This is a genomic window from Flavihumibacter solisilvae (genome assembly GCF_000814475.1).
GTDB classification, from domain to species: domain Bacteria; phylum Bacteroidota; class Bacteroidia; order Chitinophagales; family Chitinophagaceae; genus Flavihumibacter; species Flavihumibacter solisilvae.
On record NZ_JSVC01000021.1, the window covers coordinates 206,977 to 230,378 of the forward strand.

The window sequence follows — 23,402 nt, forward strand, 5'->3', positions numbered from 1 at the left end:
AAATGTAAAAAATCAAAAATAAAAATTTGGGGCAAACATTCAGGCGTTTTCTTCCCAGACCGAAACGAGGTTCACGAGCATGTTCACACTCATTTCCATGTCCTGGACGCTTACATATTCATGTTTACTGTGAAGGGCCATTTCGCCGGTGAAGAGATTTGGGCAGGGTAAACCCATATAGGAAAGCCGTGCACCGTCTGTACCGCCACGAATAGGTTCCTTTATAACGGGCAGCCCCGTACGCCGGATAGCTTCTTCAGCATATTGCACGATTTTTGGGTATTGCGACAGCACTTCTTTCATATTCCGGTACTGTTCCTTCACCACGAATTCCGTTCCTGAACCAGGAAACCGCTTGATCGTCTCATCTGCCAGGTGCTGCAACATATATTCATATTCACCCAGTTTTGCCGTATTGAAATCCCGGATGATAAATTGTACTGATGCCTTTTCTGCTGTGCCGCTGATATGAACAGGGTGGATGAAACCCTCGCGTCCGCTGGTGACCTCCGGGGAAAGGCTTTCGTGCGGCAGCGCTCCGACAAAAGCTGCTGCAACCTTCAAAGCGTTTACCAGCTTCCCCTTTGCACTACCGGGATGGGCGCTTACACCATGAAAAATGATGGTCATCCCATCCGCAGAAAAATTTTCATCTTCGAGGCTGCCCGCCTCTCCGGCATCGAGTGTATAGCCAACCTCCGCGCCCAATTGTTCCACATCCAGTTTTTCAACGCCGCGTCCAACTTCTTCATCGGGGGTAAACAGTATTTTGATCTCTCCATGTTTTACTTCCGGGTGTAACTGCAGGAAATTCGCGAGGTCCATGATGATAGCGACGCCGGCTTTGTCATCAGCACCGAGTAAGGTAGTACCTGACGCCGTTATTATATCATCACCAATCTTTTTTAACAGGTAGGGGTGGTCGGCAGCCCTGATAACCTGCGAAGGGTCGTCGGGAAGGACGATATCAGTTCCGTCATAATTCCGATGGATTATTGGTTTCACCCCCGTTCCACTACAGTCGGGGGCTGTATCCATATGGGAACAGAAGCAGACCACAGGCACCTTCCTGTCAGAATTTGACGGAATGGTCGCATGTACATAGGCGTTGTCGTCCATTCGCGCATCGGTAAGTCCCATTGCTGTCAGCTCCTGCACCAGGATCCGGCCCAGGTCTTTTTGTTTTTCCGTAGAGGGAAAACTGTCGCTGTGGGGATCACTCTGTGTATCAACCTGTACATACCTTAAAAATCGACCGGTAACGGTATACTGATACGAATTGGACATGAAAAAGATAATTTAGAGCAAATTAATGTTTTTGATGCCAAAGCAACCCTCCCCTTCCCCTATCCGCACATACGGCTGGCTGCGTGTACTTATCTTTCTCGCTTTATACCTGCTGATGATGGCGGGAATTTCCCGTCTGTCGCTGGAGATCTATACGAAGTTTACATTTTTGTTAATGTCAGGAGCTGCATTGGTATGGTTGTTCCGAAAATTTGTCGACGGTTCAGACTTTCTTAGTCTGGGCCTATCCTGGAAAGGATCCCGGGGCTATGCGCTGACCGGATTCCTGGCTGCGGTAGCCCTTCTCGGCACCGGCACATGCATACTCGCCGCAGCGGGAGTATTGGAATGGATAAATTACCAGTTCGATGCAAATGCATTCTTTATGTCACTGGTGCTGATGCTGATGGTTGCTTTCACTGAGGAACTCGTTTTCCGTGGGTATGTAATGAACAACCTTCTTCAGAACATGAAGCCGCACATCGCACTATTGGTTTCGGCAGCGTTGTTTGCAATATTTCATGGTGCAAATCCGGGTACCAGTTGGTTGGCACTGATAAACATTTTTATTGCCGGAATTTTACTCGGTATCAATTATGTCTTTACAGGAAACCTATGGTTCGGAATTGCATTGCATTTTGCATGGAACTTTTTCCAGGGACCGGTTCTGGGATTTGCCGTGAGTGGCTTGAAACTTCCTTCAGTACTCATACAAAACATCTCGGGCAATACGATGGTTACCGGGGGTGAGTTTGGCTTTGAAGGATCGCTTATCTATTCAATTCTCGCGGTCATTTTAATAGTAGTCTTCTATTTCAGGTATAAGGTCGCTAGAAATTAACCTGATTAATTTTTCCCAACAACGGGCTCCATTAATGGTTCGGGATCATCCAGGTAGATGATCCTGCGTTGAGGTATCCTGATCTTGTCGGAAATTTCGGGTACAATACGCCGGGCGTTTTCGAGCACTCCTTCAAATACTTCGAAAAACTTCCATGTTTCACCGCCTTCATCGCTAAGTCCGATCATGTAGGCGGTTACTCTTGCTCTTTTCCCATCTATAACTATATCGCATATCCGCTCGACAACAGCCTGCCAACTGTTGGATTCGTTTACCAACTGAACAACGTTGACACCCATAGCTCTTTCGTTTGGTGGATAATCACCGGCCCTTTGGCTATAACTGATATACCTGGGCTGTCCTCCCATATACCTGATTATACCCTCATGGGAAAAGCGGCAATAATTCTCCCATTGACTATTCTGGTATGCTTTCGTCATACTGTCGGCATATAGGAAAGCACTATTCCGCTGGAAAGCGGAATCTGCGGATGAACGTTGTGCAAATGTCCACCCGGTTGAACCCGTAAGCAGTGTAACAGCCAGGGTCAGGGTCGGAAACAATCTCATGGTAATATAATTACCCTTTAATAAGGTAAAATGCCCATTGCTTATTGTGGCAATGGGCATTTTTTTTCCCGAAGGTTGTCTCCGGTGTTAATAACCTGGGGAATATTAAGGCATTATGATCCGGGAAGGTGCACCTACGATTTCCACCAATTCAATGTCGAAAACCAGGTCTTCACCTGCGAGCGGGTGATTTGCATCAAGCATGATCGCTTCATCACGAACTTCGGTAATTACAACCGGTACCACCTGTCCAGCACTATTATTAAGATTGAGACGCATTCCCTTTTCAAGAGGCATTCCTTCCGGAACCTGGTCCCGTGGAAATTCAATAATCATTTCAGGGTTCTTCGGACCATAAGCATCTTCAACTCCAATATTCACAGTTTTTTTATCACCTACAGACATCCCCATCACACCATTATCGAAACCGGCGATAACCATTCCGCTTCCTACCTGGAATTCCAGGGGGTCTCGTCCTTCAGAACTGTCGAAAGTAGTTCCGTCGGTAAGGCGGCCATGATAATGCACTCTTACAGTGTCGCCGGATTGTACTTGTTGCATAATAATTTTATTTTATTTGTTAATCGGCCGGAAAGGTAAGATAAACTTGCCAGATAGCTCCTGACCGCTGATGGGTTATATTTGACGAATGAAACAGCTTCTTCTCTGTCTTTTATTTGGTCTGCTTTTTTTGCATCCGCTACATGCCCAGCGCATACGCCCCGCGGCAGAGCGATTTGACCAGTACCTGCCATTGCTTCAGAACAAGCGTATTGCCATTTTTGCCAACCACACTACGGTCGTAAATGATAGCATCCATCTGGTGGATGTACTCAAAAAAAAGGGTGTTCTCATCTCAAAGATTTTTGCACCTGAACATGGCTTCAGAGGCAAGGCAGATGCAGGCGAAAAAGTGGACAACTCCATTGATCCTTCCACAGGTGTCAAAATAATTTCACTATACGGTAAAAAAAGGAAGCCAGCATCAGAAGATCTTCAGGATGTAGATGTTTTGGTATTTGATATCCAGGACGTGGGTACGCGGTTCTACACTTATATTTCTTCGCTCGAAGAATATATAGAATCAGCTGTTGCTGCAGGCAAACCATTGATCGTACTTGACCGGCCGAATCCTAATGGGTTTTATATTGATGGTCCGGTACTGGAAAAGCCTTTCCGGTCTTTTGTCGGTATGCAGCCGGTTCCGGTAGTGTATGGCATGACAATCGGCGAGTATGCGAAAATGCTGGTGGGTGAAAAATGGATCGACAGCTCTCTTCACAGCAAGCTGGCAGCGTTTAAGATGACTGTCATCCCGTGCGATAATTACACCCACAAAAGCCTTTACTCCCTGCCGGTCAATCCCTCCCCGAACCTGCCTGATATGGCTGCCATTTACTGGTATCCTTCCACCTGTTTTTTTGAGGGAACGGTATTGAGCGAAGGACGGGGAACAGAACATCCTTTTCAGATATTCGGCCATCCTGATCTGCCCAAAAACCTGTACAAGTTCACGCCGGTTTCGCGGGAAGGAGCCAAAGAACCAAAGTTGAAAGACAAAGTCTGCTATGGGTGGACGGTTGCAGAAGCACCTGAGCAGGTGCTGAAAAAAGTTAATGGCATGTTGCAGTTAAAGTTCCTTCAGGATGCTTACCGGCTTTTTCCCCAGAAAGACAGTTTCTTCCTTGGAAAACCAAACGCTGCGCCAACTGCATATTTTTTCAACAAGCTGGCGGGAAACGCCGAGTTAATGGCGCAGATCAGGTCGCAGCAGACCGAGTCTGCCATCCGTAAGTCGTGGCAACCGGGAATTAACAGGTTCAAGACCATCAGGAAGAAGTACCTGATGTATGAAGACTTTGAATAAGGTTTAAACAAACTTGCAGATGGACTATCAAAAGATCAGGATAATTTTTATGGGCACACCGGAATTTGCTGTTGCATCACTTGACGCACTGATAAAGGCTGGTTGCAATGTTATTGCTACTGTAACAGCACCGGATAAACCAGCAGGCAGAGGTATGCAACTTCAGCAAAGTGCAGTAAAACAATACGCAGTTGAAAACGGCATTCGAGTATTACAGCCTGCCAGGTTGAAAGACGCGGACTTTCACAAAGAACTCCGTGAACTAAACCCTGACCTGCAGGTAGTGGTGGCATTCCGCATGTTGCCAGAGGTCGTTTGGAATATGCCTCAAATGGGGACGATCAATGTACATGGTTCCCTGCTACCCAAATATCGTGGCGCAGCTCCAATCAACTGGGCCGTTATTAATGGCGAAAAGGAAACCGGAGTAACGACCTTCAAACTCCAGCATGAAATCGATACCGGTAATATATTAATGAGGGCCTCATTACCAATCGCATCCGATGAAACGGCAGGGTCTGTACATGACAGGATGAAAGAACTCGGTGCAGACTTGCTGGTAAACACAGTCAAGGGTCTTGCAACGGGCACCCTGAAAGAGGTTCCGCAGGACAATGCAGATCCGGCTTCATTGCAGCATGCGCCCAAAATCTTTACAGAAACATGTCGCATAAACTGGAATTCACCGATTGACCAGATATATAATTTGGTGCGCGGACTTTCACCTTATCCAGCCGCATTTACGGAACTGGAGGGGAAAAAATTGAAGGTGTTCAGTTCAGAAAAAGAACATACAAGCCCATCGGAACCGCCAGGTACCATGCATACCGATCAAAAATCGTATATCAAATTCGCTGCGGCTGACGGTTACCTCCTTCTCTCCGAAATCCAATTGGAAGGGAAGAAGAAAATGACAGTGGCTGACTTCTTACGTGGCTATCGTTTCGGTCAAAACACCCAAAATAAATGATCAGTTATAATCCGAAGGACTGGCTTACTGTCCTTTTCCGCCTTCATAAAACGGATACGGTAAGAAAGCTGTTTCCGTTAATTTTAATTATTTCCGCATATTCCGGCCTGGTCGCATACGTGGAGGTTGAAGTACTTAAAATTTCTGATAACCGCTTCCTGAAGAACATATCAGTGATGCATAACCTTCTCGGCTTTGCAATTTCCATGTTGCTTGTATTCCGCACGAATACGGCCTATGACAGGTGGTGGGAAGGTCGCAAACTTTGGGGCGCGCTTACCAACAACAGTCGAAACCTGGCAATGAAAATTGAGGCTATGCTGCCGGTTGATGACAAAGTAAACCGCGCGTTTTTTCGCAAGACCATTCCATTATACGCGGCAATGCTCAGGGATCATCTCAGGACAGAGACCACCCGGCTCGCTCTTGATGAGGTGGACCACCCCGAACTTGATTTCGATCATAACCGGCACCTGCCTAACCAGGTAGCGCTGCTCATGAACAGGCGTGTTCAGGAGCTTTACAGGAACATGGTGATCACAGGCGACCAGCTCATTACCCTGAACGCCGAACTGTTGTCATACACTGACATTTGCGGGGCATGTGAACGGATCAAAAACACACCGATACCATATTCCTACAGTGTGTTCATAAAAAAATTCATCTTTCTATATATTATTACGCTGCCACTTGGATTTGTATTCAACCTTGGCTACCTGGTGATACCGGTAGTTGCATTCATTTTTTATGTGCTGGCCAGCCTTGAACTTATTGCCGAAGAAATCGAAGACCCTTTTGGGGGCGATGCGAACGATGTCCCTACTGAAAAAATCGCTGCCAATATCAGGATCCATGTAAATGAGATCATCCACTGACATGACTCAAATGAACAACCGAATTTATTTTGTCCTGGCCTTTCTGGTCGCCTGCAGCCTCAGCAGCTGTTCGGCATCAAAGAAAAAAGCTTCACCTTCTGCGGCAGCGCCTGTTCGCGTTCTTCCGACGCTGCCTGAGTCGGAACTTTACCTGCCGGTTAAGGTGGTAATAAAGCCATTTCTGAAGCATGCAGAAAGCCTGGCTCCCAGGGAACTCACCTCCACGGGCTGGCCGGAATATTTCCAGACCGGCTGCGACTTCAGGTACAAATACCGGTTCATCCGATCTGCATTCCAGTTTACCTGCGTAAATAACAGGGTCCAGGTAAACATGAGTGGTGTTTACCAGATAGCCGGCAGCAAAACGGTGTGCGCAATGGGGCAGCCAGTGTATCCCTGGGTAGGCGGCAGCTGTGGATTTGGTAATGAACCAATGCGAAAGGTCAATATTACGCTGCGGTCCGATCTTCAATTCACTCCAGATTACCGGCTGCGGACTGTTACACGGGCGGAGAAAGTGCAAGCCGTAGACCGCTGCCTGGTTACGTTGTTTAAGACAGATGTAACACAACAGGTACTCGACAGTATAGCGGCATCGATAAATGCTTTTGGTAAATCTGTCGATGCTATGGTCAGTGGCATCAATTTCGATAACTACCTGCAACCAATAGCCGAAAAGGCTGGCAAGAAAATCCCTCTCAGCACATATGGTTACATGAAACTTAATGCCAGCGCCGTCAGACTGGGTGCAGTCAATTATTCGGGTGACACACTCCGCTTTACGGCAGGTGTTTCCTGTTATCCGGAAGTCAGTTCAGACAGCATCAATTATTCTGTTACCCGCCACCTGCCGCCACTTACCGGAACTACCTCAGGTAATGGCTTCAATCTAACGGCTAATGCAAAATATGACTATACCACGATCGACACACTGCTTACCAAAACGCTTCGGAACCGGGAATTTGAAGTTAAAGGTGAGAAGATCAGGATAGTTTCCGTTAACGTGCGTGGACTTGACGGCTACAAGGTGGAATTCCGGATCCAGTTTACCGGAACAAAAAGGGGTACTCTCTTCCTGAAGGGTACACCCGAGCTGGATACTGCACTGCAGGTTCTTTCAGTTCCCGACCTTGAATACGACCTGAATTCGTCGAGCCTTGCATTACAGCTCGGTAAAACATTCTTTTCACGAAAGATCCTCGAAAACCTGCGTAACCAGGCAAGGATAAATGTGACAGAACTGTACACAAAGAACAAATCCCGGATTGACAGCCAGTTCAACCGCATCATTACAGACGGAGTAACTTTACAGGGCAGTACACAAGGACTGAAATTGACCGGATTGGTCATCAATCGCGACAATGTTCAGGTGCAGGCAAACCTGAAGGGGAACGCCGGCCTGGTCATTTCAAATATCCCGTAAGTCTAAAGTGCGTCGAACCACAGTGGGGCATTATTATCCCAATCGCCGTTATAATTGATGAACAGTTCTTCGCCCGCTTCAATATCGCGAACTGTTTTTACACTGATAAGGTGGGCATCAAAATCCATTTCATATTCGCAATTGCTGGAATAGCTATGGTTATAAAGGGGTATATAGCCAAGAGCCATGCAACAGTCCTGAAGGTCTTCTCCCCATTCGAAAATATAATCGTGAAGTTTTGTCTGGTCAAGAAGTTTCCGGTCCCCGTCGGATAAAACGATCACCGGACTGATCTCCACCAAAGTATTGGCAGGTATAGATTCACTGGTAAAAACGCCCCGGCCCATTGTATCGGTTGGAGCTACCAGTAAGCAAGGCAAAATCATGCTGCAATATAAAGCCGTAAGCTTGTAAATTTGGTGCATGTCTGAAGAACTGGAAGCAATATCTATACAGGAACAGTTTGAGTCGGTCATTCAGACGGAGGATAAGCTGCGTATAAGGGAATTTCTGAATAATCAGAATATCAGTGACGTTGCAGTACTGATTAGCGAATATGATGAATTTGCCAGCCAGATCATCAGCAACATGAGCATGCATCGTGCCGTCAGTGTGTTTAAGATTCTTGACATTTCGTTTCAGAAACAAATCATCAAAGAGCTTCCTGCGTATAAGTCCGCCGAACTGCTGAATGAACTGGCTGCCGATGACCGGACCAGCTTCCTGGAGGAATTACCCAGTGAAGTGGTGAAAGAACTCATCAAAACACTTAATCCCGAGGAAAGAAAAATAACCCTTTCGCTGCTTGGTTACCCCGAGGGCAGCGTGGGCAGGTTGATGACACCGGACTACATTGCGGTCCGGAACAACTGGACAATGGCGCGTGTACTCGAGCATATCCGGACGGTGGGGAAGGATAGTGAAACCATTGACGTGATCTATGTATTGAATGAAATGGGTCAATTCGTTGATGACATGCGGATCAGGGAAGTGATCCTGGCCAGTCCGGATAAAATCGTCAGCGACCTGATCGATAACCGGTATGTGTTTTTAAAAGTTACAGACGACCAGGAAGTCGCCAACCAGATTTTCAAAATGAATAACCGGATGGCCTTGCCGGTACTCGACGAGAACCATATTCTCCTCGGAATTGTAACCATTGATGACGTGCTGTGGGTGGCGAATGAAGAATTCAGTGAGGATATTCAGAAAATTGGTGGTACAGAAGCCCTTGACGAGCCATACCTGGAAATGCCATTGCTGAAACTATTCCAGAAAAGAATCGTCTGGCTGGTTGTCCTTTTTCTCGGAGAAATGCTAACTGCGACCGCCATGGGATATTTTGAGGATGAGATCACCAAGGCAGTGGTGCTGGCTCTGTTTGTGCCATTAATTATTTCAAGCGGTGGAAACAGCGGTTCACAGGCTTCCACGCTTATTATCCAGGCAATGGCTGTGGGCGAAATACACGTTGGTGACTGGTGGCGCGTTCTTCGCCGTGAATTGCTTTCCGGGCTGTTGCTGGGTAGTGTGCTGGGTATTATCGGGTTCCTGCGGGTTCTGGTATGGTCACAGTTTTTTCCGGATGTATATGGTCCCTATTATTTATTCATCGCCATTGCGGTGGGAGTTTCCCTGGTCGGTGTTGTGCTTTGGGGTACATTAAGCGGTTCCATGCTTCCGCTGGTTCTCAAGCGCGCCGGAGCAGACCCTGCCGTTTCCTCCGCTCCTTTTGTAGCAACTATGGTTGATGTTACGGGCCTGATCATTTATTTTTCTGTGGCATATTTTTTTCTCAGAGGCCTGTTGCTTTAATATATTTAGAAAAACTGCATCAATTTTCACATGAAAAGAATGGTATTACCCCTGCTGTTGATGTTTTCTTTAGCCGGACAAACTCAGCAGCCGGCACCAGAATTAACTGTCGACATGATCATGCGCGACCCCAAATGGATCGGAACATCTCCTTCGAATCCTTTCTGGTCTAATGAAGGCAGGTTGTATTTCAGCTGGAACCCAGAAAAGGCACTCAGCGATTCTCTATATTTCGCTATGCCCGGTGCAAGCCCTGTAAAGGCAAGCTGGGCGGACAGGCAGGCGCTTGTTGATCACGCCGATTGCGAATACAATAAGGCGGGTAACGCTTACACCTATGTGAAAAACGGAGATGTCTTTTACGTGACACTGAAACCATTCCGCCAATTGAAAGTGACCCAGACTTTGGAACCGGAAACCATGAGCCATTTTGCCTTCAATGATATGAAACTGGTTTTCCTCCGCTCCCAAAACCTGTTTTCCTGGGATTTGAAAACAGGGGAAACTGTCCAGTTGACGAATTTCCAGAAAGGCGCTGCGCCTGCAAAGGATGCAAAAAAAGACGGCATACAGGAAAAATGGCTGAAAGATGATCAGCTTAAATATTTCGAAGTCCTTCGCTTACGAAAAAACAAAAGGGAAGTTGGTGATTCACTGCAAAAGCAATTTTCAGGCAAACCTCTTCGGGCAATTTACCTGGAAGAAAAGAATGTTGGTATGGTGTCAATAAGCGCGGATGGACGGTTTATAAGTTACCGGCTGACAAAACCGGCAGTTAGCGCCCGTTCCACTATCGTGCCGAATTATGTAACTGAAAGTGGCTTCACGGAAGACATCCCCGCCCGGACAAAGGTCGGCGCTCCCAGTACAAGCCAGGAACTCTTCATCTTTGATACCAGGCTTGATACTATTTTCCAGGTCACAACTGACTCCCTGCCGGGAATCCGTAATGCACCTGAATACTTCAAAGACTATCCGGGCCAGCAGGCTGACCAGCAAAAGAAGAATGCACCCCGAACCTCAAATTTCACCGCATTGACCTGGTCGCCCTCAGGTTACCGCGCTGTTGCGGACATTCGCTCTACAGATAACAAAGACCGCTGGCTGGTATTGGTGAATGGCTTAACCGGTAAATATTCAGTTCTCGACCACCAGCATGATTCTGCCTGGATCGGCGGACCCGGGATCGGAGGTTCTTATGGCGGGGGGAATTACGGCTGGCTGGACGCGGAACATTTCTGGTTTCAATCTGAAAAAACCGGCTTTAGTCACCTTTACCGGGTTTCCGTTAGTACGGCGGAGATCAGGCCACTGACATCCGGAAAATTTGAGATCCAGAATGCCCGGCTGTCAGCGAACCGGCAGTTTTTCTATCTCACGAGTAACGAAGTGCACCCGGGCGAACAGCATTTTTACCGCCTCCCAGTAAACGGCGGAACTATGGAAAGGATCACTTCAATGACGGGAGCCAACCAGGTCACGATTTCACCTGATGAGAAAAAGGTTGCCATCCTGTACTCTTACAGCAATAAGCCATGGGAATTGTACCTGCAGGACAACAAGCCTGGAAGCAAAGCGGTACAGGTAACAAATAAAGCAGTGAGTGAAGCATTCGCCGGCTACCCATGGCGCGATCCTGAGCTTGTCACATTCAAAGCCCGCGACGGTGCAACTGTGTATGCACGTTTATATAAGCCTTCAAATCCACACCCCTCCCGCCCTGCGGTGATCTTTGTTCATGGCGCAGGGTATCTGCAAAATGTACATAAATGGTGGAGCAGCTATTTCCGTGAATATATGTTCCATAACCTGCTGGCGGACAAAGGTTATACGGTTCTGGATATCGATTATCGTGCAAGTTCAGGATATGGCCGGGACTGGCGGACCGGAATCTATCGTTTTATGGGTGGGAAAGACCTTACTGATCACATTGACGGCGCAGGCTGGCTGGTTAATAACCAGGGGGTGAATGCCCGAAACATCGGAATTTATGGTGGGTCGTATGGTGGCTTCATAACCCTTATGGCAATGTTTACAACACCTGGCGTTTTTGCCTCGGGGGCGGCTTTGCGGCCAGTTACCGACTGGGCACATTACAATCATGGTTATACCTCGAATATCCTGAATGAGCCCGTAACAGACAGTATTGCTTACAGGCGGAGTTCCCCCATTTACCATGCAGAGGGTTTTAAAGGCAACCTGCTGATTTGCCACGGTATGGTGGATGTAAATGTTCACTATGAGGACGTGGTAAGGTTGGGACAGCGACTGATCGAACTGGGAAAGGAAAACTGGGAAATTGCGTCTTATCCCGTGGAAGACCATGGCTTCGTGGAACCCAGCAGCTGGACCGACGAATACAAGCGTATCCTGAAACTATTCGAGCAAACATTAAAACAATAATCCATAATATTGTTACTGAAAGTACCTTAACAACTAACAAAAAGCACCATTGACCTTATGTGTGGAATTGTAGCGTACATAGGCCACAGGGAGGCCTACCCTGTCATCTTAAAGGGACTGAAACGACTCGAATACCGTGGTTATGACAGTGCGGGCGTAGCCCTGCTGAACAGCGGCCTTAAAGTGTATAAAAAACAAGGGAAAGTCGCGGACCTGGAAGACACCCTCGTAGGAAAAGACCTTCATGCCAATATTGGAATCGGCCATACGCGTTGGGCCACCCATGGTGAACCTTGCGACCGCAATGCTCACCCTCATACTTCCCGGAATGGAAAGCTGAGTATGATTCACAATGGTATTATTGAAAATTATGCCCAGATTAAAAGCGAACTGATCAAAAAAGGGTACAATTTCACCAGCGATACAGACACAGAAGTTTTACTCAACTTCATCGATGACATTCATACAAACAATGGTGGCGCATTGGAAGAAGCTGTGCGTATTGCACTGAAACGGGTGGTGGGCGCATACGTGATAGTACTGCTTGACGCCGACAATCCGGATACTTTGATTGCAGCACGCAAGGGCTCGCCTCTTGTAATTGGAATAGGCAAGGGTGAGCATTTTCTTGCCAGCGATGCTTCACCAATTATCGAGTATACAAAGGAGGTGGTTTATGTTAATGACTATGAACTGGCCATCATTAAAGCTGATGAACTTATATTAAAGAACCTCGGTAATGAAAAAGTAAGTCCCTTTATTACCAAGCTTGACATGGAAATGGCCGCCATTGAAAAGGGCGGATATGATCATTTCATGCTGAAAGAAATCTTTGAACAACCCAATACCATTTTTGACTGTCTGCGTGGACGTCTTGATGCAACAGGTGGCACTATCACGATGAGCGGTATACAGAAATACGCTGATCAGCTGACAACCGCCAACCGCATCATCATGATTGCCTGCGGAACCAGCTGGCACGCCGGACTGGTGGCAGAGTACATCTTTGAGGAGGTAACAAGGATTCCGGTTGAAGTTGAATATGCGTCGGAATTTCGCTACCGTAACCCGATCATAAACAAGGGTGATGTTATCATTGCTATTTCACAAAGCGGGGAAACGGCCGACACCCTGGTTGCAATAGAAACTGCCAAGGAAAAGGGCGCCATCATACTTGGCGTGGTCAACGTAGTTGGATCGTCAATCGCAAGGGCTTCACACGGCGGTGCATATACGCATGCTGGCCCTGAGATTGGAGTGGCCAGCACCAAGGCATTTACTGCTCAACTTGCAGTGCTTACAATGATTGCGCTGAAGATCGGCTATATAAAGGGTACACTGACCGAGAAACGTTATATGCACCTGCTGAATGAACTTAACGATGTTCCGGAAAAAGTGGCAACAGCCCTGATGCAAAAAGATAAAATCCGGGAGATTGCTTCTAAATATAAGAATGCCTCGGATTCGCTTTACCTTGGGCGTGGGTATAATTTCCCCGTTGCCCTGGAAGGTGCACTTAAACTAAAAGAGATCTCCTACATACACGCAGAAGGATATCCTGCTGCTGAAATGAAGCATGGGCCGATCGCCCTGGTGGATGAAAAACTTCCTGTATTTTTTGTTGCGACAAAAGATAGTTTCCATGAGAAAGTACTGAGCAATATGCAGGAAATCAAGGCAAGAAAGGGAAAAGTAATTGCCGTAGTGAGCGAAGGTGATGATGCAGCCTCTGCGCTTGCGGACGACACTATAACGGTTCCTTACGCGGACGAACTCATTGCTCCCATGATCAACGTTATTCCTATGCAGTTGCTTGCCTATTATATAGGTGTGTCTAAAGGTTATGACGTTGACAAGCCGCGGAACCTGGCGAAAAGCGTAACTGTAGAATAAGGATCATCAACCCAATTTCGGATTATGAATCTCATTAGGAAAAGTCCTATAGAGGCCCTGGGATATGGTTTTATCCCGGAGCCTAACCTTCCTGCAGGCAAAAATGAATATTACCTGCGTGATCAGCAGAATAAAAGTGGGATTACTTACCGGCATCTCAGTGCCTATGAAATTGAAGTTCTGGTACGCAACAGAAACCAGAGTGACGACTGGAATAAACTCCTCGTGTCCGACGCATTCAATCCGGAACTGGTAAAAAATTGCAAGTTCTTCGGACTTGTAAGGATTGGCAAACTGGAACCATACTGCCTTGAATTCAACAACCTCCGAATGCCGGTCGGATTATACAACAGTACAATAATAAGTTCCGATTTTGGCAACAATGTGGTGGTAGATAACGTGAACTACCTGTCTCATTACATCATCGGCAATGAAGTGATGCTGGTTAATATCAATGAGCTGGCCACGACCAACCATTCCAAATTCGGAAACGGGATTATCAAAGAAGGGGAAGACGAGAAAGTGCGCATATGGCTGGAGGTTTGTAATGAGAACGGCGGCAGGCGGATTTTGCCGTTTGACGGAATGTTACCAGGTGATGCGTATTTGTGGAGTCGTTACCGGGACGATATTGCGCTCCAGAAGAAGTTTGTTGAATTTACGGATCGCCGGTATGATGAATTGCGAGGTTATTATGGAATGATTGGAGACCGCACTGTTATCAAGAACAGCCGGATTTTAAAAGATGTCCAAATCGGAGAGGATGCTTATATTAAAGGCGCAAATAAGATCAAGAATGTCACAATCAACTCCTCATCGGATGCACACACCCAGGTGGGCGAAGGTTGTGAGCTTGTTAATGGCATTATAGGAGTTGGCTGTCGTATTTTCTATGGCGTCAAGGCTGTCAGGTTCGTCATGGCCTCACATTCACAATTGAAATATGGCGCACGACTCATTAACTCCTACCTGGGAAATAATGCGACAATTTCGTGCTGCGAAGTATTGAATTCCCTTATCTATCCGGCACATGAACAACATCACAACAACTCATTTCTCTGCGCTGCCCTCGTAATGGGGCAAAGCAATATGGCAGCGGGCGCAACAATCGGATCAAATCACAATTCCAGGAGTGCTGATGGAGAACTTATTGCCGGACGTGGCTTCTGGCCAGGATTATGTGTCAGTTTGAAACATAACTCCAGGTTTGCCTCATTCACAATACTTGCGAAAGGTGACTATCCCGCAGAACTTAATATAGAACTTCCCTTTTCACTCGTCAGCAATGACGTTTCAAAAGATGAGCTTCATGTAATGCCTGCATACTGGTTCCAATATAATATGTATGCGCTTGCCCGTAATTCATGGAAATATGTTGACCGGGATAATCGGATAGATAAAGCACAGCAGATTGAATACGAATATCTCGCACCGGATACTGCAAACGAAATCCTCAAGGGAATAGCTATACTGGAAAAAATTACCGGTGAAGCATTTTACCGCAAGGAAGGAAAGCCTGTGTCGGAAGCAGTTGCACGGAAAAAAGGGAAGGTTTTGCTTCGCCAGCAGGACCCGGTTATTGAAGGCCTCGAGATCCGGCTTGAAAATGCTGAAAACAGTCAACGCCCGGTGGTTGTCTTAAAAGCGGCAATGGCCTACAGGTGGTATGTTGATCTGCTTGAGTATTATGCAGCCCGCGAAATTCTTGCATTTTGTGAGCGATTCCCGGACCTTAACCTTTCAAGAATTGCCAGGAAGCTTCCTGAGGCTGCCAAACCAAGGGAATGGGACAATATCGGCGGACAGTTAATGGAGAAAGATACTGTCAGGGCTATCCTGCAGCAAATAAAAAAAGGGCAACTCAGGTCCTGGAAAGAATTGCATAACATATATCGAAGCCAGAGTAGTTTATATGCCGATCAAAAACTGGCCCATGCGCTTTCGATCTATAAGTCAACATCCGGAGTTAATCTCTCCTCAGATATAAAAGCTGTCAGGCAATTACTGGAAAAAAGCGTGACGTTTAGAAAAGAACTGGCAGACCGTATTCATGAATCACGAGCCAAAGACTACCAGAATCCATTCAGGGCAATGGTTTATGGAAGTGATGATGAACTAATTAAAGTAGTAGGCGATTTGCGTTCGAATACTTTTATCCAGGAAAACCAGAAAGCATTCCGTAAATACCAAAAACAGGTTACCGCTCTTCTAGAAGACTAATGGCAAAATTTTCCGTTGCCCCTTAAAATCAAACAAGGAGAGAAAATAAATACCCTGCCTGACATGTAATAACCTCAATGGATAGCGGTGAAGTCCGGCGCTCACCCTGATCCTTTGTTGCTCAATTGTTGCCCCCATACAATCTGAAATCCTATAAATCATATCCTGGTTTCTGTCTGCGCGGATTGTCAACCATCTGTCTCCTGGAACATGCCTCAACTCCAGATCGTCGCCTGATTCATTCCTGCCAAATTTTAATTCAGGCGCTATTTCACAATATCCATTGACATAGCAGATCCTGATCCGGCAGAAACCAGATTTGTATGCACCAGGAAGAGCTTGTTTATAATGAGTTTGGTCTCGTGTAACTGGCAATATTGCAATTGATTCATACGATATTCCATCCTTTGCATATTCCAGGGAAAAGGTCTTAATATTCAAGACGTCGCTCTTCTTCCAATTATGAAACCATTGACCACCACTTTCCGTCATCCATTGCCTGTCTAGTAATACAGGCAGCAGGTTCGCCAGTGCACTTGAGCTTGCGATAGTCAGGAAGAGGGGGTTCAAGGACATCCCGCCTAAAGCTGTGCTTCGAACTGACCCTCTGTTCACATTACCGTAAGTTAAATCGTTCCCTGCATCCATCCATTGAGCCCCATTGAAAGCAGCAACCCTCAGCGTAGCAAGATCTGAAACTCCGCCGCTGGCACTATTACCGAAAGAAAGCTCAGACAAAAAACTACTTGCCCCCACTCCTTCGACTTTCCAGAATTCGGTCGCAGATATATGATCAAGTCCCTGGCCTATGACACCCCCTACTGTATATGCGCTTTCACGGAAATACTCAACCGAGATATCTCCAGTAATGCCATGCAGGGACATCCACCTTAGCCGACCTGATTTACCCACCGGAAACAGAAAATCCGATGATTGCAATCCGAGTTTTGTAACCTTCCCATCAATATAAGAAGCATCGTCGGAGCTATCAACCCGAATAACAGCGTTTCTACCTATTATAACATGCCTCCCAGCAGGGGCAACGACTCTTCCTTTTTTCAGGTGGAGTTGATACGGCAAATCAATTGTGCTCCCAAACTCCACTCCCGAATCATTATTAATGACTAAAACAACACTGTCTTCTAGCCTGCCAGTACAATTGATGACCTGTGCATCACTTCCTCCCGCAACAAGGGAGCCTGTCATCTGAAGCTGACTGCTCTCAAAGATAGTCCCGCCCTGCTGGTACAGGTTGCCTTCCAGCCAAAGGCAGGAAGACCTGTTTCCATTTGCGAGGTTTACTATCGCATTTGTCAACTTCACGTGACCGGAAATAGTTATGGTATCGGAAAAATTCAGGGAAAAATTTACTCCGGGCTCAACTATAAAGTCACCCCTGATGGACACCTTGTTAATGCCAGCAGCCATGTACGAAGTAACTCCGGAGGCACTACCTGCAGCTGAAAGCTCCAGCGTTCCGAATACGCGACCGCTTATTGAAATTATTGAGGAGCCATCCGTATTCTCGAACCGGAAAACACCGCTTCCGGTTCCACCCGCCCTGGAGAGTTGTTGCACAATTTCTGCGTGACCAGTTCGCGTGCGGTGTACATATTTGCCGCCATTCAGAATCCGGATCGAGTCATTGATCCGGAGAGAATAACCACTTCCGCTGCCGGAAGCGTTTACAAATACGCCACCTTTCCCTATTGACAACGAATATCCGGGACCGATAGTTGTGAATCCACGTTCAACCAAGCTTGACGAAGGGCTTGATATTGTATTGCTGATGGGCAGCTCAAGCGTTATTGTGTTCACGCCTATCGCGTTCAAGCTCAGTGTCCGTACTTTCACAGCAAAATCAGGCAACCGTACGATATAGCTAAACGGCACATATAAATTATCGAGCGCAACGTCATCATCAGGGCCAGGTAAAATGCCATCCTGCCAGTTCAATGGATCTATCCATGATCCGTTTCCTGCAATACCAGTCCACCTTTTCTGCCCGTTCGCTGCGAGCACTGCAAACAGCAGCCCCAGGACCCAAACACACTTCGCCATACGCTTCATTTAGAGAACCAAAGTACTAACTGTGACAGCCAGCCGCAAGAGTCCAAGGCACATCAGGTGTTTTTACGGGTGGTGATGCAAAATATGTGCAAAAAGAAAAGCCCCTTCCTGGGAAGGGGCTTTTCTTTTTGCAGAAGCAATATTGAAATAAGGTCAGATTATTTCTTTACGCTATCAACTTTTGCACCGATAGAGTCAGTAGCAGCTTTAACAGTTGAATCGATTGCAACGTTTGCAGAGTCAACGATTGCGCTAGCAGCAGCAGTATCAGCAGCTACAGTTGTAGCTTCAGTTGTTTCAGCAGCATTGTTACAAGCAGCAAAAGCAGCAGCGATGGCGAGTACGGCAAATACCTTTTTCATTTTGAGTTTTTTAGTGTGTTTTCTTTTAAACAGGCGCAAAATTATACAAATTCTTCACATTCGCAACTTTCGCGCGGTTTTGAATTGTTTATTTTTTTCTGAAAAAGATCCTAACCGGAACTCCTTTAAAGTCAAATGATTCACGCAGCTTGTTCTCCAGGTAGTTGCGGTATGGTGTCTTAATATCGTCCGGATAATTACAGAAAAAAGCAAACGAAGGAACTGCTGTTGGCAACTGTGTCACATACTTGATGCTTACCGGATTTCCTCTTACAACGGGAGGATGGTAAGACGCAATTGCCTTCAGCATAGTGTCATTAAGTTGTGATGTCGGTATTTTACGTTGCCTGTTTTCAACTACATCCAATCCGATTTCAATCGCTTTGAAAATCCTGGTTTTTTCTTTCGCGGAAATGAACAGGACAGGCACATCAGTAAAAGGTGCGAGGCGCTCCTTCAATGTTTTTTCATAATCACGGGCGGTGTTTGTTGCTTTCTCAACAAGATCCCACTTGTTAACGAGAATAACAACCCCTTTCCCTTTTCTGGCTGCAAGACTAAATATACTCAGATCCTGCGCCGTGATGCCCTTTTCTGCATCCAGAACAAGCATACATACATCCGCTTCATCCATAGCTTTGATCGCACGAATCACGGAATAAAATTCCAGGTCTTCATGCACTTTCTGCTTGCGCCGGATTCCTGCCGTATCAATCAGGATGAATTCTTTCTGAAACAGGTTATAATAAGTGTGAATGGTATCGCGAGTTGTTCCAGCCACATCACTTACGATCGTACGCTCCTGCCCTACCAGCGCATTAAGTAACGAAGACTTACCCACGTTCGGCTGTCCGATGATCGCAAACTTAGGAACAGTTGTATCACCTTCGCCGGCAACGCGGTCTTCAGTTATATTCTCTGTTACCGCATCAAGCAATTCTCCGGTACCACTACCGGAAATCGCTGATACAAAGAACACATTATCGAAACCAAGGCTATAAAATTCGGCTGCTTCAAGAAGGCGTGCGTGATTATCGACCTTATTTACCGTCAGGTACACGGGCTTTGTCGTTCTTCGTAATACATCGGCCATGGATTCATCCAAATCGGTGATGCCGGTTGCAGTATCTGTCATGAACACTAATGCGTCGGCTTCATCGAGTGCGATGAGCACCTGCTTCTTGATTTCCTGTTCAAAAACATCATCGCTGCGCGGAACAAATCCACCTGTGTCTATTACATTGAATGTTTTTCCATTCCATTCGGCAATTCCATATTGACGATCACGGGTTACCCCGCTTACGTCATCAACAATAGCCTTGCGTTGTTCCAACAGGCGATTGAAAAAAGTGCTTTTACCAACATTGGGCCTTCCAACAATGGCAACAGTATATCCGGCCATAAAAAAATCTTTAGAACGTTTTCGTTTGTTGTTAACAGTTATTTATATCCATATTCCCGGAGATGCAGGTCATTATCCCGCCACTTGGGTCTCACTTTCACAAACAACTCCAGGAATACTTTCCGGCCGAGGAATTTTTCGATCTCCTGCCTTGAACGCGTGCCCAGTTCCCTGATCATCCGGCCTTTTTCCCCCAGCACAATTCCTTTTTGTGTATCACGCTGCACAATCACATCGGCCATGATCTTAACCAGTGTGGTCTTTTCCTTGAACTCCTGTACGAGAACCGCAGTATGATAAGGAATTTCATCCTGGTACAATTGGTATACCTGTTCGCGTATAAGTTCGCCCACAAAAAAACGGGTGGGCATGTCCGTCAGGTTATCCTCATCAAAGAAAGGTTCACCGTCCGGCAGCATTTCAAGAATCTTCTGGAGCAGCTCACTGACACCAGTATGAGTCAGCGCCGAGACTGTCGCCACTTCCCTTACGTAACTTTTGCCAAGGAAATAATTCCGGGCTTCCTCCAGCTTTTCCGACGTTATCCCGTCCATTTTATTCAACACAAGCAAAGCAGGCACTTTGAGCCTCAGGGCTGAGAAGATAGCATCGCTTTCAGTCCAGTCGTCGTGAAGGTCAACCAGCAGCAAAGCAAGGTCTGCATCTTCAAGCGCACTTTTTACTGCCTGCATCATCTTTTCATGCAGTCTATATTTCGGCTCGATAATGCCCGGGGTATCCGAAAAAATAATCTGGTAGCCTGGTTCAGTAAGAATGCCCTTGATGCGGTGACGTGTGGTCTGAACTTTTGGGGAAACAATAGCCAGTTTCTCGCCGATAAAGGCGTTCAGCAAAGTGCTTTTGCCGGCATTAGGTTTCCCGAAAATATTTACAAATCCTGCTTTCATCTTCAGCTTTTAAGGCAACAATTAACGCTGAAGAACTAGGAGGTAATCAGATTCTGCTGCGTAATGTTGCCGCATGAGAATAAAAAAGGGCACAAAGGTAACTGAATACCTCCACAACACGAAAACAATGCCGGATATAGTCGACAATAAGTTTAAAATTAACAGTTTATAAATTAATCTTGTTTTTCAGGCATTTGTTCTCCTATTCAGGGACCACCCAATTGAAAGTAAAAAAACGACAATTCATTCATTAGCGCCTTGCCCTGGAACCCATTTCAGGCGCACATTTGTCAACAGACAATTACAAAACTTATTAATATGAACAGGAAAGTGGATCATCGGGAAGCGGGCAACCGGCGAGCTTCCCCTGGCTGCATGTTTAATTTTCGCGTTTCCTCGCGCGAAAGTGAGAATCCCATTGTGGTCGCTGATTTCGAGGCAATACCCGGTTTCGAACCTCCACGCCATACTCATACCGTTGAAGACGAGGTGTTTATGATCAAAGAAGGAACTGTCACTTTTTTCGTAGCCGATGAAATCATTGAAGCTGGTCCGGGCGATACAATTTATCTGCCCATTAATGTGCCGCACCATTTCAGGATTACTTCTGATAAGGTAACAGGGACCCTGATTCTGGTGCCTGGAAAATCAGAGGATTTTTTCAGGGAACTTTCCATTCCGTATGAAGGATACGACATCCCCGAATTTGTGCCCCCAACCAAAGAGCAGGTCAGGCATTTCATAGATGTCACAGAAAATTATGAACTGCAATGTATCTGATACAAACTAAAACAGCAACCAGGTAACCTGATTGCTGTTTCTTGTTGCGAAGGGAGGGATCGAACCTCCGACCTTCGGGTTATGAGCCCGACGAGCTACCGCTGCTCTACTTCGCGATGTGGAGTGCAAAATTAACGGTGAGCACCTTCCGAACCAAATAAAAATGCAACATTCTTTCTGTTAAAATATGAAACCCGCTTCAGCAGCGGGTTTCAGGAGAAAAATAAAATACATTCGATTGTTACCCATCTTTTTTGCTGATGCTGCTTGCCCCACTTGTTTTCATTTCGCGGATAACACCGGTACCGCGATAATTAATATCACTGGCACCGCTCGCATTCACTTTCATTTCTTTATTTACTATTACGTTTGCAGAAGAAGCTCCGCTTGCATCGATATCGACATAATCAGACACCAGGTCCCATCCTTTAATTGAACTTGCCCCGCTTAGTTTTACTGAAATGCTTCCGACATTGCCTTTCAACTTTGTATCGCTTGCACCTGAAACGTCCATATCAAGAGTGTTGCATTCCAGCTCACCTGAAATATCACTGGCGCCTCCCAGGTCTATTGCCAGTTTATCCGCCTTTATTCTACCCATCAGTTCCACATCACACGCACCATCAGCCTTGATCATCGTTACTTCCTTCACTGATACATAAGCTTTCATGTGTTTATTTCCACGCCAGTCATTCCAACCTTTTCCATCGAACCAGATATGCAAAATGCCATCTTTCACTTCTGTACGAATGCGATCTTTCACTTTCGCATCACTTGCACTTACGGCCACACCTGTCTGGTCACCCTGGGAAATATACAGATCGATGGCGCTTGACACTTTCACGCCGGTAAAAGACGGCACATTCCGGATTACAGCGTTGGCATCATTGATGATGAATTTCTGGGCTTTCGTAACCAGAGCCGCTGTCAACATAAATAGTAATACTGCTATTCTTTTCATAAGTTTCATTTTTTGATGTTGTTTCAGCTGTTAGACCGTACACTACCTCCACTACTTGTACGCAGGTTGCGGATTACGGCTCCCCCTTTATAGTTGATGGCGCCACCGCTACTGGCTTCTGCGTTGAGTTCTTTTGTTACAGTGATGTCAATCTGGCCTCCACTGCTTACGTCTGCAGATGCGTTGGTACAGGACAGATCATATGACTTGAACACCGATCCGCTGCTTGCCTCTACAGTAAGGCTTCCGGTTGTTCCCTTTATTTTAGCAATGGAGCCACTGCTGTTATCAGAAACGATGCTCTGGGCTTTGAATTCAGCTTCAATAATTGCTCCCGAGCTTGCATCGAGATCCAGGTTATTCACGGTGATCAGATTACCTGTTTTTACAATCGCCCCTGATGAAGCAGCAAGTTTTTCAAGTGTCCGGACAGACACATAAGCCTTGAATTTCACGTTCTTGCGCCAGTTTCCGCTAATGCCCTCATTGTCAATATAAATTTTGAGAACACCTCCATCCACTTCCGTCTTTATTCTCTCCTGGTACTCGGGCTTGCTGCTGCTCACTGCAACCGCATCTTTATCTCCCTGTTGAAGGAGCAACTCAATTCCGGATGAAACTTTCACACCTGTAAATGCACCCACCTGCCTTATGCGGGCGTTATTGTCAGTAACAGTGGTCTGGGCAAATAAAGCAGCTGATGTGATCAGCGCGAATAGAAAAAACAAGATTCGTTTCATAATTAATGTTTTCAGT

Annotated in this window: 20 protein-coding genes and 1 tRNA gene; 10 read left to right on the forward strand and 11 right to left on the reverse strand. The window is 46.3% G+C overall.

Features of this window, described 5'->3' with window-relative positions; genetic code table 11:
* Positions 1–39: 39 nt before the first annotated feature.
* Positions 40–1,287 (reverse strand): peptidase T, encoded by a 1,248-nt coding sequence (gene pepT / locus OI18_RS18780; RefSeq protein WP_039142604.1) that lies wholly within the window; start codon positions 1,285–1,287, stop codon positions 40–42.
* Between the two features lie 34 nt (positions 1,288–1,321).
* Between pepT and OI18_RS23965 the strand changes: the two genes are divergently transcribed.
* Positions 1,322–2,128, forward strand: a complete 807-nt coding sequence (locus OI18_RS23965; RefSeq protein WP_052273383.1) for a CPBP family intramembrane glutamic endopeptidase — start codon at positions 1,322–1,324, stop codon at positions 2,126–2,128.
* 5 nt (positions 2,129–2,133) lie between these two features.
* Here OI18_RS23965 and OI18_RS18790 read toward each other — a convergent pair whose 3' ends face one another.
* Together OI18_RS18790 and OI18_RS18795 are read right to left on the reverse strand one after the other, a co-directional pair.
* Positions 2,134–2,697, reverse strand: a complete 564-nt coding sequence (locus tag OI18_RS18790; protein ID WP_039142606.1) for a hypothetical protein — start codon at positions 2,695–2,697, stop codon at positions 2,134–2,136.
* A gap of 105 nt (positions 2,698–2,802) precedes the next feature.
* Positions 2,803–3,258: an FKBP-type peptidyl-prolyl cis-trans isomerase gene (locus OI18_RS18795; protein ID WP_039142607.1), complete on the reverse strand. Its 456-nt coding sequence runs from the start codon at positions 3,256–3,258 to the stop codon at positions 2,803–2,805.
* 88 nt (positions 3,259–3,346) lie between these two features.
* On the opposite strand from OI18_RS18795, the gene OI18_RS18800 reads away from it, so the two are divergent.
* The 4 genes from OI18_RS18800 to OI18_RS18815 are packed head-to-tail and all read left to right on the forward strand — an operon-like array spanning position 3,347 to position 7,832.
* Positions 3,347–4,564 (forward strand): exo-beta-N-acetylmuramidase NamZ family protein, encoded by a 1,218-nt coding sequence (locus OI18_RS18800; RefSeq protein WP_039142609.1) that lies wholly within the window; start codon positions 3,347–3,349, stop codon positions 4,562–4,564.
* A 19-nt stretch (positions 4,565–4,583) separates the two neighbouring features.
* Positions 4,584–5,534 carry a methionyl-tRNA formyltransferase gene (gene fmt / locus OI18_RS18805; protein WP_039142611.1) on the forward strand — a complete coding sequence of 317 codons (951 nt, stop codon included), beginning with the start codon at positions 4,584–4,586 and terminating at the stop codon, positions 5,532–5,534.
* Complete coding sequence (locus tag OI18_RS18810; protein WP_039142612.1) at positions 5,531–6,409, forward strand: bestrophin family protein; 879 nt, start codon at positions 5,531–5,533, stop codon at positions 6,407–6,409. The genes fmt and OI18_RS18810 overlap by 4 nt, the downstream gene beginning before the upstream one ends.
* A 10-nt stretch (positions 6,410–6,419) precedes the next feature.
* Positions 6,420–7,832, forward strand: a complete 1,413-nt coding sequence (locus OI18_RS18815; protein ID WP_039142614.1) for a DUF4403 family protein — start codon at positions 6,420–6,422, stop codon at positions 7,830–7,832.
* A 2-nt stretch (positions 7,833–7,834) separates the two neighbouring features.
* Here OI18_RS18815 and OI18_RS18820 read toward each other — a convergent pair whose 3' ends face one another.
* Entirely contained in the window at positions 7,835–8,218 is a 384-nt protein-coding gene (locus OI18_RS18820; RefSeq protein ID WP_052273389.1) for an SET domain-containing protein, read from the reverse strand.
* A 37-nt stretch (positions 8,219–8,255) separates the two neighbouring features.
* Between OI18_RS18820 and mgtE the strand changes: the two genes are divergently transcribed.
* From mgtE to OI18_RS18840, 4 genes are read left to right on the forward strand one after another with little or no spacing between them, the layout of a single operon-like run.
* On the forward strand, positions 8,256–9,647 hold the full coding sequence (gene mgtE / locus OI18_RS18825; RefSeq protein WP_205410073.1) for a magnesium transporter: 1,392 nt from the start codon (positions 8,256–8,258) through the stop codon (positions 9,645–9,647).
* Between the two features lie 30 nt (positions 9,648–9,677).
* Positions 9,678–12,050, forward strand: coding sequence for a S9 family peptidase (locus tag OI18_RS18830; protein WP_039142616.1), 2,373 nt, complete (start codon positions 9,678–9,680; stop codon positions 12,048–12,050).
* A 57-nt stretch (positions 12,051–12,107) separates the two neighbouring features.
* Positions 12,108–13,943, forward strand: a complete 1,836-nt coding sequence (gene glmS / locus OI18_RS18835) for a glutamine--fructose-6-phosphate transaminase (isomerizing) (protein WP_039142617.1) — start codon at positions 12,108–12,110, stop codon at positions 13,941–13,943.
* A 24-nt stretch (positions 13,944–13,967) separates the two neighbouring features.
* Positions 13,968–16,163, forward strand: a complete 2,196-nt coding sequence (locus OI18_RS18840) for a DUF4954 family protein (RefSeq protein ID WP_039142620.1) — start codon at positions 13,968–13,970, stop codon at positions 16,161–16,163.
* Here OI18_RS18840 and OI18_RS18845 read toward each other — a convergent pair.
* The 4 genes from OI18_RS18845 to era form a co-directional block, all read right to left on the reverse strand.
* Positions 16,152–18,224: a hypothetical protein gene (locus tag OI18_RS18845; protein WP_039142622.1), complete on the reverse strand. Its 2,073-nt coding sequence runs from the start codon at positions 18,222–18,224 to the stop codon at positions 16,152–16,154. The two genes, OI18_RS18840 and OI18_RS18845, sit on opposite strands and share 12 nt — an antisense overlap.
* A 167-nt stretch (positions 18,225–18,391) precedes the next feature.
* Positions 18,392–18,595 carry a hypothetical protein gene (locus OI18_RS18850; RefSeq protein WP_152616883.1) on the reverse strand — a complete coding sequence of 68 codons (204 nt, stop codon included), beginning with the start codon at positions 18,593–18,595 and terminating at the stop codon, positions 18,392–18,394.
* 88 nt (positions 18,596–18,683) lie between these two features.
* Positions 18,684–19,997 carry a ribosome biogenesis GTPase Der gene (gene der, locus OI18_RS18855; protein WP_039142626.1) on the reverse strand — a complete coding sequence of 438 codons (1,314 nt, stop codon included), beginning with the start codon at positions 19,995–19,997 and terminating at the stop codon, positions 18,684–18,686.
* A gap of 38 nt (positions 19,998–20,035) precedes the next feature.
* The gene (gene era, locus OI18_RS18860) at positions 20,036–20,905 is read right to left on the reverse strand and encodes a GTPase Era (RefSeq protein WP_039142627.1); all 870 of its coding nucleotides are present in this window, start codon (positions 20,903–20,905) and stop codon (positions 20,036–20,038) included.
* Between the two features lie 318 nt (positions 20,906–21,223).
* Here era and OI18_RS23970 point away from each other — a divergent pair, with 318 nt between their 5' ends.
* Entirely contained in the window at positions 21,224–21,685 is a 462-nt protein-coding gene (locus tag OI18_RS23970) for a cupin domain-containing protein (protein WP_052273384.1), read from the forward strand.
* 44 nt (positions 21,686–21,729) lie between these two features.
* Here the strand turns inward: OI18_RS23970 and OI18_RS18870 are convergent.
* The 3 genes from OI18_RS18870 to OI18_RS18880 form a co-directional block, all read right to left on the reverse strand.
* Positions 21,730–21,801 (reverse strand) — tRNA-Met (locus OI18_RS18870).
* A 125-nt stretch (positions 21,802–21,926) separates the two neighbouring features.
* The gene (locus tag OI18_RS18875) at positions 21,927–22,646 is read right to left on the reverse strand and encodes a head GIN domain-containing protein (protein ID WP_160290261.1); all 720 of its coding nucleotides are present in this window, start codon (positions 22,644–22,646) and stop codon (positions 21,927–21,929) included.
* Between the two features lie 23 nt (positions 22,647–22,669).
* Complete coding sequence (locus OI18_RS18880) at positions 22,670–23,386, reverse strand: head GIN domain-containing protein (RefSeq protein WP_039142630.1); 717 nt, start codon at positions 23,384–23,386, stop codon at positions 22,670–22,672.
* Between the last annotated feature and the right edge of the window lie 16 nt (positions 23,387–23,402).

Excerpts from the sequence above, each read along its gene's own strand:
- OI18_RS18790 (WP_039142606.1), bottom strand. The coding sequence starts at position 2,697 with ATGAGATTGTTTCCGACCCTGACCCTGGCTGTTACACTGCTTACGGGT.
- OI18_RS18850 (WP_152616883.1), bottom strand. The coding sequence starts at position 18,595 with ATGAAAAAGGTATTTGCCGTACTCGCCATCGCTGCTGCTTTTGCTGCT.
- pepT (WP_039142604.1), bottom strand. The coding sequence starts at position 1,287 with ATGTCCAATTCGTATCAGTATACCGTTACCGGTCGATTTTTAAGGTAT.
- glmS (WP_039142617.1), top strand. The coding sequence starts at position 12,108 with ATGTGTGGAATTGTAGCGTACATAGGCCACAGGGAGGCCTACCCTGTC.
- OI18_RS18820 (WP_052273389.1), bottom strand. The coding sequence starts at position 8,218 with ATGATTTTGCCTTGCTTACTGGTAGCTCCAACCGATACAATGGGCCGG.
- OI18_RS23970 (WP_052273384.1), top strand. The coding sequence starts at position 21,224 with ATGAACAGGAAAGTGGATCATCGGGAAGCGGGCAACCGGCGAGCTTCC.
- OI18_RS23965 (WP_052273383.1), top strand. The coding sequence starts at position 1,322 with ATGCCAAAGCAACCCTCCCCTTCCCCTATCCGCACATACGGCTGGCTG.
- OI18_RS18810 (WP_039142612.1), top strand. The coding sequence starts at position 5,531 with ATGATCAGTTATAATCCGAAGGACTGGCTTACTGTCCTTTTCCGCCTT.
- fmt (WP_039142611.1), top strand. The coding sequence starts at position 4,584 with ATGGACTATCAAAAGATCAGGATAATTTTTATGGGCACACCGGAATTT.
- OI18_RS18815 (WP_039142614.1), top strand. The coding sequence starts at position 6,420 with ATGAACAACCGAATTTATTTTGTCCTGGCCTTTCTGGTCGCCTGCAGC.
- OI18_RS18880 (WP_039142630.1), bottom strand. The coding sequence starts at position 23,386 with ATGAAACGAATCTTGTTTTTTCTATTCGCGCTGATCACATCAGCTGCT.
- era (WP_039142627.1), bottom strand. The coding sequence starts at position 20,905 with ATGAAAGCAGGATTTGTAAATATTTTCGGGAAACCTAATGCCGGCAAA.
- der (WP_039142626.1), bottom strand. The coding sequence starts at position 19,997 with ATGGCCGGATATACTGTTGCCATTGTTGGAAGGCCCAATGTTGGTAAA.
- mgtE (WP_205410073.1), top strand. The coding sequence starts at position 8,256 with ATGTCTGAAGAACTGGAAGCAATATCTATACAGGAACAGTTTGAGTCG.
- OI18_RS18840 (WP_039142620.1), top strand. The coding sequence starts at position 13,968 with ATGAATCTCATTAGGAAAAGTCCTATAGAGGCCCTGGGATATGGTTTT.
- OI18_RS18800 (WP_039142609.1), top strand. The coding sequence starts at position 3,347 with ATGAAACAGCTTCTTCTCTGTCTTTTATTTGGTCTGCTTTTTTTGCAT.
- OI18_RS18795 (WP_039142607.1), bottom strand. The coding sequence starts at position 3,258 with ATGCAACAAGTACAATCCGGCGACACTGTAAGAGTGCATTATCATGGC.
- OI18_RS18830 (WP_039142616.1), top strand. The coding sequence starts at position 9,678 with ATGAAAAGAATGGTATTACCCCTGCTGTTGATGTTTTCTTTAGCCGGA.
- OI18_RS18875 (WP_160290261.1), bottom strand. The coding sequence starts at position 22,646 with ATGAAAAGAATAGCAGTATTACTATTTATGTTGACAGCGGCTCTGGTT.
- OI18_RS18845 (WP_039142622.1), bottom strand. The coding sequence starts at position 18,224 with ATGGCGAAGTGTGTTTGGGTCCTGGGGCTGCTGTTTGCAGTGCTCGCA.